Genomic DNA, 15,612 nt, shown 5'->3' with positions numbered 1-15,612 from the left:
CCTGGCCACATTCCGGGGAAAGGTCGTATCTTCCTGCTCATTCCCGTGGCGCGGAAAGCATAAGCGGGCTCGTCAGGGTGACAATCTGGCGGTGCTCTTCTGAATCCACGATTTCAATACCACTGAGCCCATCGATCTCTTCGCGGATTGCAATACTTGAGGGCTTGTGAATGAGATGATCCAATCCCTCCATAGCAATTTCCAGCAGATCGCCCTTGGGATCGAAGGTGATGCCGACCAACGGGACAGATTTCGCCTGTATCTGGTCACCCAGTCGAAGGCCGGTAATCTCGACCTGCGCCCGCTTCCCTCGAAGGGCCTTTGCCATGCTATCAAAGAAAATATGCCATTCCGACCGATCCAAGATGCGACTGGTCATGTTCCTCACTCCCTTTGGTCAATCGCCGGGGTGCGCTCAAGCCAGCCACCCCCGACCTTCACATATCGCCGTTTCACGGCGCTCCAGGCTATTCGATACGAAGTCTGTTCCTGGCGCGGATCGTCTTGGTGAGAGACAAATGCGTGATTGAATGCCTCGCGATAAATGTCCTGTGCATGGCCCGGCAGGACGCGCCTAAGGGGTGCCGGCAGGTCGAGATTGGAAGCATAGGGCATTAGCATCACTCTACCAACGGTTTGCAGCAAAAATGCCGGTTCGCGTTTCTCAGACTGTTCCTCAAACTCACACGCTCGGATCGACAGTTGCTCGGCGTGCCAAGTACAAACCTAACCCTTCTTAGGGACCTCAACTTTGTTGGCGATCAAATCGCCTGACCTAAACCGGTCCGCCCGGCAACCAGCCTTCACCGTAGTTCGCAAACACATCTTCGCGCCGGCAAAGCTCCCCTGCCGGCGCCATTACCGCTGCCGCACCGGCGGCGATGCCGAAGCGAAACGCATCTTCCACTGACCCACCTGCCTCAAGGAGCCAGACAAGTCCGCCAATGAAGCTGTCTCCAGCGCCCACCGTGGATCTGGCGACGACATGCTTCGACGGCACGCGCAGGGTGCCGAAATCGCCTGCGAGCAAGGCGCCCTCACGGCCGAGGGTGACCGCGACGTATTCCGAGGCACCGTGTCTTACCAATGCTGATGCCGTCCTTGCGACGCCATCCTCGTCCAGTCGGCAGCCCGCAAGAACCTCAAGCTCCTCAAGGCTCGGCTTGATGAGGAAGATCGGAGCCTTGCCCAAGGTGTCGCGCAGGGTCGTTCCGGGGCAATCAAGGATCACCTTGGTCCCCTTTTTGCCCGCACATCTGGCAATTTCGGCGTAGACATCGCCGGGCGCGTTACGCGGAAGACTGCCGCTCGCGACCAGATAGTTTCCCTGGAACTCGTCAACGACGTGCAAGACTGCACAAACGTCGCCTGCGACAATTTCGGGACCTTCCGGCACAAAGCGATACTCAAGCCCGGTTTCTTCTTCATGCACCATAAAGGCGATGCGGGTAGACCCCGCTATCGTTACAGGATGGATGCGGATAGCCGTTGCAGCGAGCGCATCCTTCAGGATCGCACCCGTAGCGCCGCCTGCCAGGATCACCAGCTCTGCACTGCCGCCGAGCGTTGCGATGACGGCCGCGACATTAACTCCACCGCCGCCCGGACGCTGTTGCACATTGTGCGTGCGCACCTTGACGGTCGGACGTATGCGCGTCGCATGGCTCGAAAGATCGATGGTGGGGTTGAGTGCGATCGCAAGAACGGGCATAGCTTCACCGGTGATGGCCAGAAATTTTACAATCGGCCTCGTTGACGACGCGCAGTTCATTTCTCACGCCCCCAGTTCCGCATACCGTTTCCGCTGCTACACGCGCAGCCAGGCGCTTGACGCCGCTTTCGACACTGCCGGATAGTGCAACCATACCGCCCTCCACCCTGACGTCGATAGTGTCGAGATTGAGATCGGATAGGAGGCGCGCCATTACTGCACGCCTGATGGCTTCGTCACCGGTGGCGAGCCGCTCGGGTTTGGAAGAAAGGACAACCTCGAGAATATCGCGACGGCTCACGATCCCAATCAGGCGACCCCGTTGGACAACGGGCACACGCTTGATAGCGTGGGTCGCCATCAACGATGCGATCTGGTCCACCGATGCGTCCGCTTCCACTGTTACCGGGTCTTTGGTCATCACGTCTCCGACTCGCCAGCTGTACGCCTTGACGTAAGTTTCGGGACCCTGTTGGAGATGGTTGCCCGTCTCTTTGAGCGTTGCCGATCCCAATTCCGAGCGGCGCAGCAAATCCCCCTCGGACAAGATACCGACGAGGTTTCCCTCGTCGTTGCAGACTGGCAAGCCGCTAACCCGATTGTCGAGCATCAGTCGTGCGGCATGTCGCACACTATGTTCGGGGCTTAGGGTTAAGACCCTTCTGGTCATGATGTCCGAAGCATGCATCTGCGCCCCCGTAAGAAGATCAGGACTGCGGAATATATCTCAACGGCAGGCGTCAGAGATTGACGCCGATCAAGGAAATGACGAGCCCCTTCGATCTTCACCAAATGAAGGAGCTTTGATCGCCATCAAGGACGAGGATGGCGGGCTTCGATAGGGTTGAGATGCAGTTTCCCGGCCGTTTGGGCGTCCTGCTCAGCCACCGGGACTGGGTCAGCAACTGGAGCGATGCCCATGCAACGAGCAAATCCGCACCAATCGAGCGCGCCTTTTTGGTTCGTTCCCTCCGCATTTCCCTCGATCGAAATGACGAGTTCCTTGTGGTCGCTCGGGCATATGCAGGCGGCGGCCATTGAGGCCACTCTTCGTTATCAGATTGAGGCGTTGAAGTTCCTGCAAAACCGTCTCAACAGCGACTTGAGATTGACGGAAGATTGTCAATCGCCCGATCACCAAAACGATCTGTTCGATGTATGGTGCACCTATTGGCAAGACTCATTGTTGGACTACGTCAACGCGGGCGCGCGCCTCGCAGAGATGGGCTCGACCTCAATACGCAAGGCGGCCACTCGACTTCACGATGACGAGAAACGTCTCGTCGAAAACATGGCTGCACAGGTGGTACTGTAGATGCTGGTGGCTGTACCATGGGCGCGTACCAGGGCCTTGCAGGTTGCCGCCGTCTTCCTGCTGCTGCCCAGCGTTGAAAGCGACGCGGCCGATCTCGCGCGCGGTCACGCCATCGCCAATCGATGGTGCAGCGAATGTCACGTGACAGGTCCCGGACAGCAACGCGGATCAGACAACGTTCCGACATTTTCCGAAATCAACAAATCAGAGAAATTCGATGCTGCCCGTTTGTCAACATTCTTGTCGGCGCCTCAGCATTCACGGATGCCCGATCTCTCGCTAACGCGCGCAGAAATCGCTGACCTGGCCGCCTACATCAAGTCGCAGGGACAGTAGGGGCCGAAAGCCAGGCGAGCGGCGTGTGTTCTGCGCACGCCACTCTGGCGCAAACCGGTGGCCGAGGGGGCTAGTCGACAGCGAGGCGGTCGTCGATCGATCTCACACCAGCGGCGGACCATGCCGCGCGTTCCGCGGCTTCTTACCAGGAATTGACCCGCCCTGCCAGAACCACCCGGCGACCATCTGCTCGTCGATTACATCCTGTCTCAATGCAATGTCGCTTGTCGTGATACACCTATCATCCCACTCTGGAACCAATCTTTCATCGGCCAAGACAAAAGAGCATTGATGGTGCTCAAAATTGGGCTTCGACAAGCAAGGTGTTTCGCCAGCAGCAGCCGGCCCGGTCCGCAGTGGCGCGCTGTCCCACGCACCTCTCGAATGAAGCTCGGATACCTGGGACGCAGGGTGCTTATTGAGGCTGACTGGAAATTTCCGCCAGCTCTGTCAGGACGTCCCGATCCAGAAGCAGAGTGGACTTGAGGTTGCCGTTGCAAAACAGGCGGGCATGTCGGACGTCAGGTATGGTCTCGAGGACGGTCTCAATGCGAACCGGATGATGTTCGGCCTCGACAATGTCCACTTCCAGGATGAACTGGTCACTCAAGATTGCGCGGCACCAAGGAAGCCCGTTTGCAATCGCGATGCCTGTCAGGGCCAGGAACTTGGCCCCGACAGGAAGACGTGGACCGCCAAGTGACAGATTGTACCCCGTGCTTCCGATCGGCGTCACCAACGCCAAACCATCTCCGGCAATAGTTGCCTCCGCTCCTCCTCCGCCCGCGGTGAGCTTGAACCGACCTTGTTGAAGCCGCTGTCGAAAGAGAACAATTTCGTTGATGGCAAACAGCGTCTTGCGCTGACCGCCCACCTGTTCGACATCGGCTTGAAGCACCGGCACGTCAAGGCGCACTGCCTTGGCCAGTCGATCCACGAGACCGGGCATTCGCAATGGGTTGCAAACAAAACCGGTGGAACCCTGCGTGCGCATTGGGAAAACCGGTTTCGTGGTCGCGCCCAGCAACGAATGCAGCACCTTTAGCACCGTGCCGTCGCCGCCCAGGGGTATGACGCAGTCGGCTTCCGCAACGGTGCATTGGCCATATCTGCCGCTCAACTTCTCAAGTGCCCTCTGTGCCGCGGGTCTGGGAGACGCCACAAAAGCAATCTTCATGTACAAACCTCCGACGGGGTTCTCATCCAATGGCAAGGCCGGATACAGATCAAGCCTGACGAGGTTCCCCCAAAAATCGACACCTTCGGTCGAAAACGCTAGATGCGCGACAATCGCGCGCTGCCTCCAGTGGGCGTGCAACAATGCGTCGCCGCCCTCCATCACTTGCCGACGCGCATTGTTTGGGCGCTAACCGTGGATCTTCGAGACTTGATAAACACGTGCTTCAGCGCCTCCGACGCAAGCACATAGAGAACCGTTATGATAAGGATACCCTCCAAGACAGACGCCGAGAGGGGCACAAAGCCAAATGCGGGTATGATGGAGAGATAGGGAAGCAGTAAGGCAAGACCGGCAACGACCACCATCAAGACGAGGAGTGGCCGGCTTGGAGCGCTTTTCCAGGCCGGCCTTCGAGTGCGTATTACAAGTATGATTCCAAGTTCCGTCAGGAGTGAGACCTGGAACCAAGCTGTCTGAAAGATCGCAGGTGTCGCGTGGATACCCCAAAGCAGGAAACCGAAAGTTGCGAAATCGAATAAGGAGCTCGTCAATCCAAACGTGATCGTGAAACGTCTGATGTATGCGATATCCCATTGTGAAGGACGATCTGTAAGCTCGTGATCGACACTATCGGTCGCTATAGCCAAGGCGGGTATGTCTGACAAAAAATTGTTCAGCAGGATCTGTTTTGCCAGCAGCGGGAGAAACGGCAGGAACAACGAGGCGCAGGCCATGCTGATCATGTTCCCGAAGTTCGCGCTTGTTGTGATGCATATGTATTTCATGGTGTTTGCGAAGGTGCGCCGCCCCTCTTCAACACCACTCAGCAGAACGCCAAGGTCTTTCTGCAGCAACACGATGTCCGCTGCTTCGCGGGCCACATCGACGGCACCTTCGACAGAGATGCCCACATCTGCCATCTTGAGAGCCGGCGCATCGTTGATACCGTCCCCCATGTAGCCCACGACGTGGCCACGCCGTCGAAGCGCTCTAACAATTCTTTCCTTTTGATCTGGATCGACTTCACAGAATATGTCGGTCCTAAAGGCGCGTGCAAACAGAGCATCATCGGACAAGTTCAGTAAATCTTTTCCCGTCAAGACGTGACCGTGGGGCAATCCGATTTCGTCGGCAAGGTGACGAACAGCGTAGCGATTGTCCCCGGAGATGAGCTTGGTTCGCACGCCTTTGAGCGCAAATTTTTGAAGCACCTCTCTCGCTCCGTGCTTCGGCGCGTCCTGAAACAGCAGAAAGCCTACAAGTGTTAGGTCCGCTTCATCCTCGCGGCCATAGTTTCGTCCCCGACGAAGAACTTTTTGGGCCACACCGAGCACGCGATATCCCTCGTCACTCCAACCTCGATGGAGGTTGTCGATCGACGAGCGGTCGTCGCGAGTGACAGCCCTGACTTCTTCACCATTCCATATTGTCGACGATACATCGAGAATGCTGGTCAGAGCGCCTTTGCAGACCAAGAAGTCAGCGTCCTCGCTCTCATCGCGGCAAATAACGGACAGTCGCTTGCGGGCAAAGTCGTAGGGAATTTCCCCAAGCTTCGAGAAACCAGACAAATCAAGACGAACCACTGATGCCCTGATGGCCTCGTCAAGTGGATTGGAGAGGCCCGTTTCCATCGACGCGTTCAGGCCAGCCAACTTCAGGACGCGTTGAGAAGGCGATCCCGACGCATCGACCGCAGCTGCCAGACGGATTACCCCTTCGGTCAATGTCCCTGTCTTGTCCGTGCACAGAAGGTCCATGCTCCCAAGATTCTCGATTGAAGCCAGTCGTCGAACGGTCACTCCTTTTCGTTCCATCCGAAGCGCGCCGCGCGCCAGCGTCACCGCGATGATTGCCGGTAACAATTCAGGTGTTAAGCCAACCGCCAGAGCCAACGAGAACAGCAGCGAATCTATGACTGGTCGTTCAAGCAGGACATTTGCCGCCAACACGACGACAACGATCGCAAGCATGATTTGCAGCATAAGGTAGCCAAAGCGGCGGATGCCCCGTGCAAAATCTGTTTCCGATTCCTGCCGCTCGATCGCGGCAGCTATCCTAGCGAATTCGGTGTCCTTGCCTGTGTAGACGACTAGAGCTTTTGCAGATCCGCTCCTGGCCGATGTCCCTGCGAATAAAACATTCGTCCGGTTGGCCAACGGGGCGTCTATTTTCGAGACGCCGGCAATTTTGGGCGCAGGAAAGGCTTCGCCCGTCAAGATGGCCTCATCGACTTCCAGCCCAGCCGTTTCGATCACAATGCTGTCTGCCGGGACAAGACTGCCTGCCTCAAGGCGGATAATGTCGCCTGGAACGAGTTCATCGACGGGAACGGTGGCTTGCGCTCCCTCTCTCACGACGGTTCCTGTAGGGGCGATGGTGCGTTTCAGGCGTTCCATCGCTCCTGACGCTCTGTATTCCTGTACGAACGAAACCGCGCAGGTGAGAACGACAATCAACCAGATGACGACCGCGTCCTGTGTGTCGCCAACGAAAAGGGCAATGGCGGCCGCAACAATCAGGACCAGCACGAGCGGACTGCGAAATTGGGTAACGAAAGTTCGAAGCGCTCTTGCGGTGGGAGGAGCTTCCAACGTGTTCGGTCCATAGCGCTCTTGCCGGGCGAGGACCTCTGCCGACGATAGGCCATTCGGCGGCGTGGCAAACAGCCTCATCACCTCCGGCGCCGGCTTGGTCCAAAACCCGGATCGGCAATCGCCGGCTATATCCCGGTGCGCAGAGACAAGTGGCGTCGAACCAGCGTCGTTGTGAAGCAGCGCCATTGTTTCAGCTCGCCCCCATCACTGCATTTACCCACCGGGTTCCACCGGCCAATCCCGATCTCGCCTGCGATATTGCGCCATGTTCACGCGCTCAAGGATCTCGGCAACCATCTCGCCAACCGGCCTTTGTGCATTGATCAAGCGCCAGTCCGGTGGCTTTTGCCCGCCCGATAATTGCCGGGCCAGAACGCGCAGATCCGCGTCGGATGGCCCCTGGAGCCTGCTGGAAACACGCTGCAGCAAGACCTGCGCGTCAGCTTGCAGCCAGACAGCCTCGCACCGAGTACCTGCGGCCTTAGATGCAAACTCGATAAGCCTGCGGTATTCTAGACGGTCAAACACGGCATCGGCGACAACAGACCCACCGGCCTTCGTTATCGCCAGACTGCGGCGAACTATTTCGGAATAGACCTTGTCAGAGACTTCTGGCCGATAGGCATCCGCATCGAGACGGACCTCGGCGGCAACGCCGTGCAACCCCTTGCGAATGCGGTCACTCTCGATAATGCGTGCGCCGGGTGGGGCGCCAAGCCGGGCGGCCAGCGCATCGGCTACGGTCGTCTTACCCGAGCCGCTGAAGCCGCCGATCACGATGAGACGCGGTTGAACTTTTACAAGGAGCGCGCGGGCCAACTCAAAGTAGGAACGTGCCTCAGTGGTAAGATCAGCCGCGTTTCCGCCCTCGGCAACTTGAGTGGCGATCACGTGGGCCCTGACAGCTGCTCTTATGGCCATGAAGAATGGCAAAAGCACAAAACCATCGTCATCATTCGTTTCATCGAGGTAGCGATTCATGACCAGGTTGGCAAATTGCGGAAATCCTCTATGCCACAGGTCCATCAAAAGGAATGCCAGATCATAAAGGGTGTCGATCGTCGCAATCTGATCATTGAACTCGATGCAATCGAATAAGCAGGGCTCTCCCGCAATAAGACATATGTTGCGCAAGTGCAGATCACCGTGGCAAAGCCTGACTTTGCCGGCGGCCTCTCGGCTATCGAGAAGCGCCGCATTCTCATTCAGTATGTCCTCGAAAAGCTGAGTGATCGTGGCGACTTCAGCTTCTTCGAAGACGCGGCTGGTGGCAAAACCAGCTCTGTTGATGGCGAGCACTGCGCCAATGTTTGCAGATCCTGAACTGCGATGGACGACAGGTGCGCTCTGGTGGTAACGGGCGATCATGCGCGCCGCTTGGGTCAGGAGCGTCGCGTGCAGCCGTCCCTGCGTGGCCATCCGATCGAACAGCGCGTTCTGCTCGAAGCGAACCATCTCGACAACCGGCTCGACAAGCTCGCCGTCGCCAAAGCGGAGCTTTCCCGCCAAGTCGCGCGAGATCTTCCGGATGCCAAGGTATAGACCGGGTGCCGTGACCGAATTCAGGCGAACCTCGCGTTGGCAGGCTTCCAGCCGCAACTCCGGCGTAGAAAAATCAACGTACGGAAGTTTGACGGCGCGCTTCATCTTGAAAGCGCGATCGCGGGTGAGAAAAACATGCGAAATATGAGTTACGATGTGCTCGATCTCATCGTTTCCGTGCGCATGCCGGTCGCTTAAAAATGATATCGCGCTTGTCTGATCCTGAACGAGCATGTTGCCTCGCTTCGATGGCGAACGGCGGCGGCCGGCGGTGATGCGCGCCGTCAGAGCATTGCCATCATGCGCGCCATCCACCGTTGTTGCGTTGACGCTGATCAATCCCTCCTGAGAAAACTTCAGGGCTAACAGGGATATTCCGCCCAGCGTCTCGGCTATTTTGACGGTCATCAAAGCGCTCTGGTCCAAGCCTGCGATTATGACAACAAGGTAGGAGTGTTCGCCCGCCGAGTTGAACGCCCTTTATTGTGACAAGACGAGAGCGGGGCAAACCTGCAAGCGTGGAGAATTCAGATGAGCAGAACCTGTGACTTGTCGATCTCGCCCGATACAGTTTGCTATCTCATCATCAAGGCGCGCGAATTCGACGCCAAGGATGTTGTTTCCGACGTTGACCCTGCCTCCAATGCCACGGACGACAATATGATCTCCGTGCTCGAAGACCGACCGGATGATCCCGTCGAATCCGAGCTGGAAACAACGATCTCCGGGTTGAACGAGGACGAGAAGATCGACCTCGTCGCCCTTTGCTGGCTCGGCCGCGGAGACGACACGGTGGACGACTGGCAGCGAATTCGCGCGGAGGCCTCAGACGCCCACAATGAACACACGGCCGCCTATTTGATCGGAACACCGCTTCTTGCGGATTACCTGGAAGAGGCAATGGCCGCGTTTGGAGAGTCTTGCCAGGAGTACGAGAAGGGACGCCTGTAGCGCTCGATGCGAGTAGGAGGATGGCGTGGCAAGAGTGACCGGTCCGATCGTTGAGGAAAACATGCGATGCGACAACATGGTGATCGCCGGGCACTTGCGTGAATACGCAGGTTTGCTTGAGGAACAGGGAGAGGAAAGCTTCCGACCCCGTGCCTATCGGCGTGCCTCCGACGTTGTCGCCGCGCTCGACCGACCGATCGCTGCAATTCTCGCGGAAGGAGGCCGGGAAGCCCTCGAAGCACTGCCTGCGGTCGGAGAGGCAATCGCCAGCGCCATCATCGAAATGGTCACAACGGGCCACTGGGGGCAACTGGAAAGTCTGCGAGGTGAACTTGCGCCGGAGGTGCTCTTTCGCACTATTCCCGGAATGGGGCCACGATTGGCTGGTCTCTTGGCGGAAGACGGCACGCTCCAGACCCTGGAAGACCTGGAGAACGCCATCCACAGCGGCAACTTCGCACTGAAAGGCATCGGACCCAGGCGAAAGCAAATGATCGCTTCCGCATTGGCTGAGCGCCTCGCGCGTCGATCAACGCCTTACCTTTGGAAAAGATCGAGCAAACCGCCCGATGCGCTTTTGCTCGAACTCGACCGTGCCTATCGTGACAAAGCTGCTTCGGGCGCGCTACGCCTGATAGCCCCCCGTCGGTTCAACCCGACACATGAAGCCTGGCTTCCTGTCATGCATTCCCAAGTGGGCGATTGGCATTTCACCGTTCTGTTTTCCAACAGCAGGCGTGCCCACGAACTGGGAAAGATGAAAGACTGGGTGGTCATTTACCATCAGCGGGACGGCGAGCCCGAGGGCTGGAGCATCGTGACGACCAGCATGCATGGGGCGACAGCGGGGAAACGCGAGGTTAGACGCCATCGGTTGCAACGCGACGCCGAACCGGTCGCGTCAGCATGACCGCGAGCTTTTCCCTAAAGGAGTTTTTGATCCTTGACCGACGTCAATGAACGCCGGGGCGCCATGGATCATGCTGGCTTTCATGAAGATTTTCGCACTCAACGGAACGATGGCTTTTGGAAGAGCCATTGCTGACGAACTCCAAGTCGCCCTTGCCGAGCACGAAGAGCGTGACTTTGAAGGCGGGGAGCACAAGGCGCGTCCGCTTGTCAGCGTGCGCGGCAGGGACGTTTTCATCATACATACCTTGAATGGTTCGCCGGAAGGTTCGGCGAATGACAAGCTGTGTAAATTGCTCTTTTTCGCAGCCGCATGCCGCGAACACGGCGCAGCGCGCGTAACCGCCGTCGCGCCCTATCTTGCTTACTCTCGCAAAGACAGACAGACCAAGTTACGCGACCCGGTGACGACACGATACGTGGCACAACTCTTCGAGGCGGTGGGCATCGATACAGTCGTGACTTTGGACGTCCACAACCTTTCGGCATTTCAGAACGCCTTCCGCTGTGCAACGGTTCACCTCGACACCCGCAAACTTTTTAGCAGGACCATTGCAAGTCTCTCCGGCCCCGAGCGGACGATGGTATTATCGCCCGACGCCGGCGGCATAAAACGCGCGCAACTCCTGCGGGAACATTACGAGCGTCTGTCAGGCAAGGAGGCTCAACTTGCGATCATGGAAAAGCGTCGCAGCGGTGGGATCGTCTCGGGTCACCTGTTTGCAGGTGACGTCGAAGGCGCGAGCGTTTTTATCGTGGACGATATGATCGGGATGGGAAAAACAATGCTCAGGGCAGCCGAAGCCTGCCGGCAGCGGGGTGCGAATTCAGTTTATGCCCTTGCCGCCCATGCGCTCTTTGACCGGGGCTGCGAGGCGGTTCTGGCCCACCCTGCGATCGACAGGACGATCGTAACGGACTCAGCTTCTCCATTCCATATACCCGAAGACCTCCTGCGCGATTGTGTGACGGTCTTAAGCAGCGCACCGCTTTTTGCCGAAACCATTCGCCGCCTGCATACCGGCGTTCCGCTTGCAGCACTTTCAGGAGACGACGAGTGACAAGCGAACCCTTGCCATCTTGAGGTAGGTGAGCGCGAGCGGTCGCCACTTCTCGGGGCGGCGCGCTGGTGTTTCAAGAAGATGAGCAAGACAGAGCCGGGCCCGCAACAAGGCACGGAAACCGCCAAAGACACCCATCAAGCGATCACAAGGGCGATTTCCAACCGTGCGCTCCAGAGCCGTGAGGAAGAATTGACCGATCCAGCCCGAGCCCAAGACCTCACATTCGAGAGCAAGGTAACCGATCTCATCATATGGGTCGACGAGGCGCATGGACCGGTTGAATTCCAGGCAATCGATGATCTGGGGAGACCTAACGAGGCAGATGTGTTCTGGCCGCAAGTCGCCATGTCCTTCCACCAGGCACCCCTTCTTGATCCGCTCCTCGATTTTTGACCGCATCACCTGCAATCCGTGACCGATGCCTTCCAGCAGTGCAGCAACGCCTTCGGACTCCAGATCGAACTCCGGCCGCAGCAAGATCTTTCGCGTGATGTCGAGTTCATCCATGAGGTGGCGCACATGCCCATCGACGCTCTCCGGCCGACAGCCGGCGTAGAAGCGCACAAGTTTCTCAGCCACGCCAATAAGCTCCGTCGGTGCGAGGTCACCCGCCTTTATGCGCTGATCCAGCATGTCGGCTTCGGGGAGCCGCCTCATCTCCACGAGCCAATCGGCAGCTCTCCCAGAGTTCTCAAATGTGAGGTTGCCGGAAAGGTCTGCATAGAGAGGTTTGACGCCTCTATAGGTTTCCTCAGCCAATCGGCGATTGAGGCGAATTTCTTCGCAACAAAAGAAGTGACGGCTATCTATCGTGCTGAAGTCAAGAAAAGACGTCTTGACCGGCTTCTTCAGCTTCAGCACCCAATCATCCGTCAGGAAGACCCATGACATATGGGTCTCCCGGGTTTCGACCCTCGATGGCCGATCAGGATAGGATGCCGGGTCGCTGAGAAAGCGGATCTTCTCATGCAGAGCGGACATTGAACACACTGTTCTTGCGCCTTATCGACACAGTTCGCGCGATCAGCTTGGCGGGTGGCTCACGACGACATCAAGCGATGGAGAGAGGTTTCGCCCAGCAGCGATCGGGTAACGCCGCCCACCAGCCACTCGCGCAAGCGACTGTGGCCATACGCTCCCGAAACGATCAGATCCGCACCAAACTGCTTGGTAATATTGATCAGGGTCTCGCCATCTGAAGGCCCATCGCTGCTGAAGACCTCGCCCCGGGCTCTTGCACCGTGATGGATCAGGTGGCGGACAACATCATTCAGTGTTTCCACGCCGCGGCGTTTTCCTTGATCTTCGACTGATGCGACAAGGACCTCACGGGCATGAACGAGGAAAGGCATCGCATCGACCACGGCGCGCCGGGACTCGCGCGTATCCTTCCAGGCAACAACGACCTTGTGGGCAGCGAGCGGCTCAAGGTCGGCTCTGGGGATAAGGACGGGGCGGCCCGCCGAATGGATCAGTTCACCGATGTCAACCTGCTCGCTTCCCACTTGCGATATGCCTGCGATAACTAGGTCGGCCAACCGAGCAGCGGTCGCGAGATCCTTCGTTGGATCACCAACGCTTGTCCGCAGCAGATCCACGGCTCCGCCTTCGGCCTCGAACTCTCGCCTGAGCACCTCCAGACGGCGTTCGATATCGATCGCTTCGAGGCGCATGAATTCGTCGTCCATGACCACGCCAGGGGGCGCCGCCGTTATGATACGAATGTCGCCGGCTGCGAAGCCGATGAGTGTTGCTTCGAAACGCGACGCCACGCCACGCGCAAATCTTAGCTGCCGCGAAACACTTTCGTGCAAACTCAAGCTTACCATTATCGTGTTGTAAATCATCGCTACGACCCCCAGTTTGGGACTTCGATCACTTCATCAAAGCACCAAACGATCAGTCTCGCCTTGACCGCCGTCAAAGGTGCGGCGGCGCGGATAAAGATGTCTTTGACGCCCATCAAGGCCGCATCCCTCCTCCCGTGCTAGATGACAATTGATGGAGGGTCGGAACCATGGCGCACAAGCAAGTTCTTTTCCACTCAGCCGCGCGCGAAAAGATCCTGAAAGGAACAGCTCAGCTCGCCGATGCGGTTCGGGTTACCCTCGGACCGCGATCTAAATCCGTGCTGATTGAGAGAAAGTGGGGGTCGCCGATCGTTTGCAATGACGGCGTGACGATCGCCAAGGAATTCGATCTCAAGGACCCGGAGGAAAATCTCGGTGCGCGGATGCTGCGGCAGGCGGCAGAAAAGACCGGCGAAATCGTCGGCGACGGAACGACCACATCGACCATTCTTGCCCACGCGATCTTCGCCGACGGACTACGCAACGTCGTGGCCGGCGCAAGCGCGATCGATATCAAGCGAGGTCTGGACCGGGCGCTCAAGCGCGCCGTTTCTGAACTCAAACGAAATTCGCGCCCCGTTTCCTCAAAGCGCGAAAAAGAACAGGTCGCAACGATCTCGGCGCACAACGACACGCATATCGGCACCCTTATCGGGGAAGCAATGGAGCGGGTCGGCGACGAAGGTGTCATCAGCGTCGAAGAGTCTAAATCTACCGAAACGGTCCTTGATGTACTCGAAGGTATGCAGTTCGATCGCGGCTATCTTTCCCCCTACTTCGTCACGGACACGGAGCGGATGGAAGTGTCGCTTGAAAATTCTGTCATTCTGCTTCTTGACCGGAAGATCACATCACTGAAGGACTGCGTCGGCCTGCTTGAGGCCGTCGCCAAGTCCGGAACCCCGTTGCTGATCATCGCCGAAGACGTTGAAACAGAAGCGCTCGCCACGCTGATCGTCAACCAGATGCGGGGGACACTTAGAAACTGTGCCGTGAAGACGCCCGGTTTCGGCGACCGGCGAAAGGCGCTGCTTCAAGACATAGCGATACTCACCGGGGGCCAGCTGATTTCCGAAGAATTGGGCATCAAACTGGATACGGTGACAGCCGAACAACTAGGCCGCGCCGAACGGGTGGTCATCACAAAGGATACGACGACGATCATCGGCGGCGCGGGAGACAAGAAGGCAATTGCCGGCCGCGCCGACCAGATAAGGCGGGAAATCTCCACGACGACGGGTGATTACGATCGAGACAAACTCGAGGAGCGACTGGCAAAACTTTCTGGCGGGGTTGCCGTCATAAAGGTGGGTGCTGCCACGGAAGCGGAACTCAAGTCAAAGAAGGAAGCCCTCGACGACGCCATCAGCGCCACCAAGGCAGCGGTAGCCGAAGGAATTCTTCCTGGAGGCGGCCTCGCCCTCTTGCGATGCATAGATGCCATTACCGATGAGGAAAGGGCATGTGAAGGCGACGAGCGCACGGGTGTGCAGATTCTGAAGCGCGCGCTCGAACTTCCAGCGCGCCAGATCGCGGAGAACTCGTCCACTGATGGTGGCGTCGTCGTGGCGAAGATGATGGAGGCGCAAGGCAATTACGGTTTCGACGCCGGGCGGAAGGAGTATGTCGATCTCGTGTCGGCCGGCATCATCGATCCCACAAAGGTCGTTCGCGTAGCGCTTGAAAACGCGGTGTCGGTCGCAAGCGTTCTATTGCTCACCGAAGCCACCATGACAGAAATACCGGAGCCGGCAAGGGACGGTCTTGTCGAGGCCGGCATGCAAGCTTAGCCCCAAAAGATGTCGGAGCATCATGATGACCGCATTGAACGAACGTCAAAAAGCTCTTGAAGAGAAGTATTTCCTGGACTTCGAAAGAGCAATCCGGGTTCGCGATCGACGCAATCGCATTCTGGCGAGGTGGGCGGCGCAGGTTATCGGTCGCACAGATGTATCAGGCTATGTGGAAGAGGTGATCACGGCTGGTCAAACCGATCCAGGAGACGATGACGTCTTGCTGAAGGTTCTCGATGATCTGCGCGCTGCCAACGTGGCGGCCGACAAGGCCATGTTGCAGGAGAAAATGCGCGCGCTCCTCTATGTAGCGGCCGAGCAGCTCGAAGCCGAGGAATGACGGTTTGAGTTCCGTTCGCCTTGA

Annotated in this window: 16 protein-coding genes; 7 read left to right on the top strand and 9 right to left on the bottom strand. The window is 57.8% G+C overall.

Features of this window, described 5'->3' with window-relative positions; genetic code table 11:
• Nucleotides 1–37: 37 nt before the first annotated feature.
• The 4 genes from C1A35_RS25565 to C1A35_RS25550 form a co-directional block, all read right to left on the bottom strand.
• Nucleotides 38–379, bottom strand: coding sequence for a DUF5335 family protein (locus C1A35_RS25565; protein WP_104667060.1), 342 nt, complete (start codon nucleotides 377–379; stop codon nucleotides 38–40).
• 5 nt (nucleotides 380–384) lie between these two features.
• Complete coding sequence (locus C1A35_RS25560) at nucleotides 385–615, bottom strand: ChaB family protein (protein WP_104667121.1); 231 nt, start codon at nucleotides 613–615, stop codon at nucleotides 385–387.
• A 160-nt stretch (nucleotides 616–775) separates the two neighbouring features.
• Nucleotides 776–1,771 carry a 1-phosphofructokinase family hexose kinase gene (locus C1A35_RS25555; protein WP_234823011.1) on the bottom strand — a complete coding sequence of 332 codons (996 nt, stop codon included), beginning with the start codon at nucleotides 1,769–1,771 and terminating at the stop codon, nucleotides 776–778.
• A complete protein-coding gene (locus C1A35_RS25550) occupies nucleotides 1,716–2,399 on the bottom strand; it encodes a CBS domain-containing protein (RefSeq protein ID WP_104667058.1) in 684 nt (227 codons plus the stop codon). Before C1A35_RS25550 ends, C1A35_RS25555 begins: the two co-directional genes overlap by 56 nt.
• A gap of 231 nt (nucleotides 2,400–2,630) precedes the next feature.
• Between C1A35_RS25550 and C1A35_RS25540 the strand changes: the two genes are divergently transcribed.
• Both C1A35_RS25540 and C1A35_RS25535 read left to right on the top strand, forming a co-directional pair.
• A complete protein-coding gene (locus C1A35_RS25540) occupies nucleotides 2,631–3,026 on the top strand; it encodes a hypothetical protein (protein WP_158665169.1) in 396 nt (131 codons plus the stop codon).
• Entirely contained in the window at nucleotides 3,027–3,362 is a 336-nt protein-coding gene (locus C1A35_RS25535) for a c-type cytochrome (RefSeq protein WP_104667055.1), read from the top strand. It abuts the gene before it with no gap.
• Nucleotides 3,363–3,777: 415 nt separating this feature from the next.
• On the opposite strand, the gene C1A35_RS25530 is transcribed toward C1A35_RS25535, so the two are convergent.
• From C1A35_RS25530 to C1A35_RS25520, 3 genes are all read right to left on the bottom strand, one after another.
• The gene (locus C1A35_RS25530) at nucleotides 3,778–4,539 is read right to left on the bottom strand and encodes an NAD(+)/NADH kinase (RefSeq protein ID WP_104667120.1); all 762 of its coding nucleotides are present in this window, start codon (nucleotides 4,537–4,539) and stop codon (nucleotides 3,778–3,780) included.
• 161 nt (nucleotides 4,540–4,700) lie between these two features.
• Nucleotides 4,701–7,325, bottom strand: a complete 2,625-nt coding sequence (gene mgtA / locus C1A35_RS25525) for a magnesium-translocating P-type ATPase (protein WP_104667054.1) — start codon at nucleotides 7,323–7,325, stop codon at nucleotides 4,701–4,703.
• 27 nt (nucleotides 7,326–7,352) lie between these two features.
• Nucleotides 7,353–8,915, bottom strand: a complete 1,563-nt coding sequence (locus C1A35_RS25520; protein WP_104667119.1) for an AAA family ATPase — start codon at nucleotides 8,913–8,915, stop codon at nucleotides 7,353–7,355.
• A gap of 297 nt (nucleotides 8,916–9,212) precedes the next feature.
• Here C1A35_RS25520 and C1A35_RS25515 point away from each other — a divergent pair, with 297 nt between their 5' ends.
• The 3 genes from C1A35_RS25515 to C1A35_RS25505 all read left to right on the top strand — a co-directional run bounded on the left by C1A35_RS25515 (nucleotide 9,213) and on the right by C1A35_RS25505 (nucleotide 11,602).
• Nucleotides 9,213–9,632, top strand: a complete 420-nt coding sequence (locus tag C1A35_RS25515; RefSeq protein WP_104667053.1) for a DUF3775 domain-containing protein — start codon at nucleotides 9,213–9,215, stop codon at nucleotides 9,630–9,632.
• Nucleotides 9,633–9,657: 25 nt separating this feature from the next.
• A complete protein-coding gene (locus C1A35_RS25510) occupies nucleotides 9,658–10,542 on the top strand; it encodes a helix-hairpin-helix domain-containing protein (RefSeq protein WP_234823010.1) in 885 nt (294 codons plus the stop codon).
• Nucleotides 10,543–10,612: 70 nt separating this feature from the next.
• The gene (locus C1A35_RS25505) at nucleotides 10,613–11,602 is read left to right on the top strand and encodes a ribose-phosphate diphosphokinase (protein WP_234823009.1); all 990 of its coding nucleotides are present in this window, start codon (nucleotides 10,613–10,615) and stop codon (nucleotides 11,600–11,602) included.
• On the opposite strand, the gene C1A35_RS25500 is transcribed toward C1A35_RS25505, so the two are convergent.
• Entirely contained in the window at nucleotides 11,585–12,496 is a 912-nt protein-coding gene (locus tag C1A35_RS25500; protein ID WP_104667051.1) for a hypothetical protein, read from the bottom strand. The genes C1A35_RS25505 and C1A35_RS25500 overlap by 18 nt on opposite strands.
• Before the next feature lie 149 nt (nucleotides 12,497–12,645).
• Nucleotides 12,646–13,452, bottom strand: a complete 807-nt coding sequence (locus tag C1A35_RS25495; protein WP_104667050.1) for a universal stress protein — start codon at nucleotides 13,450–13,452, stop codon at nucleotides 12,646–12,648.
• Nucleotides 13,453–13,622: 170 nt separating this feature from the next.
• Between C1A35_RS25495 and groL the strand changes: the two genes are divergently transcribed.
• Nucleotides 13,623–15,245 carry a chaperonin GroEL gene (groL, locus tag C1A35_RS25490; RefSeq protein WP_104667049.1) on the top strand — a complete coding sequence of 541 codons (1,623 nt, stop codon included), beginning with the start codon at nucleotides 13,623–13,625 and terminating at the stop codon, nucleotides 15,243–15,245.
• Between the two features lie 22 nt (nucleotides 15,246–15,267).
• On the top strand, nucleotides 15,268–15,588 hold the full coding sequence (locus C1A35_RS25485) for an ATPase inhibitor subunit zeta (RefSeq protein ID WP_234823008.1): 321 nt from the start codon (nucleotides 15,268–15,270) through the stop codon (nucleotides 15,586–15,588).
• Nucleotides 15,589–15,612: the final 24 nt, after the last annotated feature.

The sequence above is a fragment of the Ensifer adhaerens genome (assembly GCF_002940685.1).
Classification (GTDB): Bacteria; Pseudomonadota; Alphaproteobacteria; order Rhizobiales; family Rhizobiaceae; genus Ensifer; species Ensifer adhaerens_E.
This window is presented reverse-complemented; position numbering and strand designations above follow the sequence as displayed.

What these genes read in the sequence shown, in the direction of transcription:
- groL (WP_104667049.1), top strand. Translation starts at nt 13,623, where the DNA reads ATGGCGCACAAGCAAGTTCTTTTCCACTCAGCCGCGCGCGAAAAGATC.
- C1A35_RS25535 (WP_104667055.1), top strand. Translation starts at nt 3,027, where the DNA reads ATGCTGGTGGCTGTACCATGGGCGCGTACCAGGGCCTTGCAGGTTGCC.
- C1A35_RS25500 (WP_104667051.1), bottom strand. Translation starts at nt 12,496, where the DNA reads ATGTCATGGGTCTTCCTGACGGATGATTGGGTGCTGAAGCTGAAGAAG.
- mgtA (WP_104667054.1), bottom strand. Translation starts at nt 7,325, where the DNA reads ATGGCGCTGCTTCACAACGACGCTGGTTCGACGCCACTTGTCTCTGCG.
- C1A35_RS25505 (WP_234823009.1), top strand. Translation starts at nt 10,613, where the DNA reads ATGCTGGCTTTCATGAAGATTTTCGCACTCAACGGAACGATGGCTTTT.
- C1A35_RS25555 (WP_234823011.1), bottom strand. Translation starts at nt 1,771, where the DNA reads ATGAACTGCGCGTCGTCAACGAGGCCGATTGTAAAATTTCTGGCCATC.
- C1A35_RS25530 (WP_104667120.1), bottom strand. Translation starts at nt 4,539, where the DNA reads ATGAAGATTGCTTTTGTGGCGTCTCCCAGACCCGCGGCACAGAGGGCA.
- C1A35_RS25515 (WP_104667053.1), top strand. Translation starts at nt 9,213, where the DNA reads ATGAGCAGAACCTGTGACTTGTCGATCTCGCCCGATACAGTTTGCTAT.
- C1A35_RS25565 (WP_104667060.1), bottom strand. Translation starts at nt 379, where the DNA reads ATGACCAGTCGCATCTTGGATCGGTCGGAATGGCATATTTTCTTTGAT.
- C1A35_RS25495 (WP_104667050.1), bottom strand. Translation starts at nt 13,452, where the DNA reads ATGATTTACAACACGATAATGGTAAGCTTGAGTTTGCACGAAAGTGTT.
- C1A35_RS25520 (WP_104667119.1), bottom strand. Translation starts at nt 8,915, where the DNA reads ATGCTCGTTCAGGATCAGACAAGCGCGATATCATTTTTAAGCGACCGG.
- C1A35_RS25550 (WP_104667058.1), bottom strand. Translation starts at nt 2,399, where the DNA reads ATGCATGCTTCGGACATCATGACCAGAAGGGTCTTAACCCTAAGCCCC.
- C1A35_RS25485 (WP_234823008.1), top strand. Translation starts at nt 15,268, where the DNA reads ATGATGACCGCATTGAACGAACGTCAAAAAGCTCTTGAAGAGAAGTAT.
- C1A35_RS25560 (WP_104667121.1), bottom strand. Translation starts at nt 615, where the DNA reads ATGCCCTATGCTTCCAATCTCGACCTGCCGGCACCCCTTAGGCGCGTC.
- C1A35_RS25540 (WP_158665169.1), top strand. Translation starts at nt 2,631, where the DNA reads ATGCAACGAGCAAATCCGCACCAATCGAGCGCGCCTTTTTGGTTCGTT.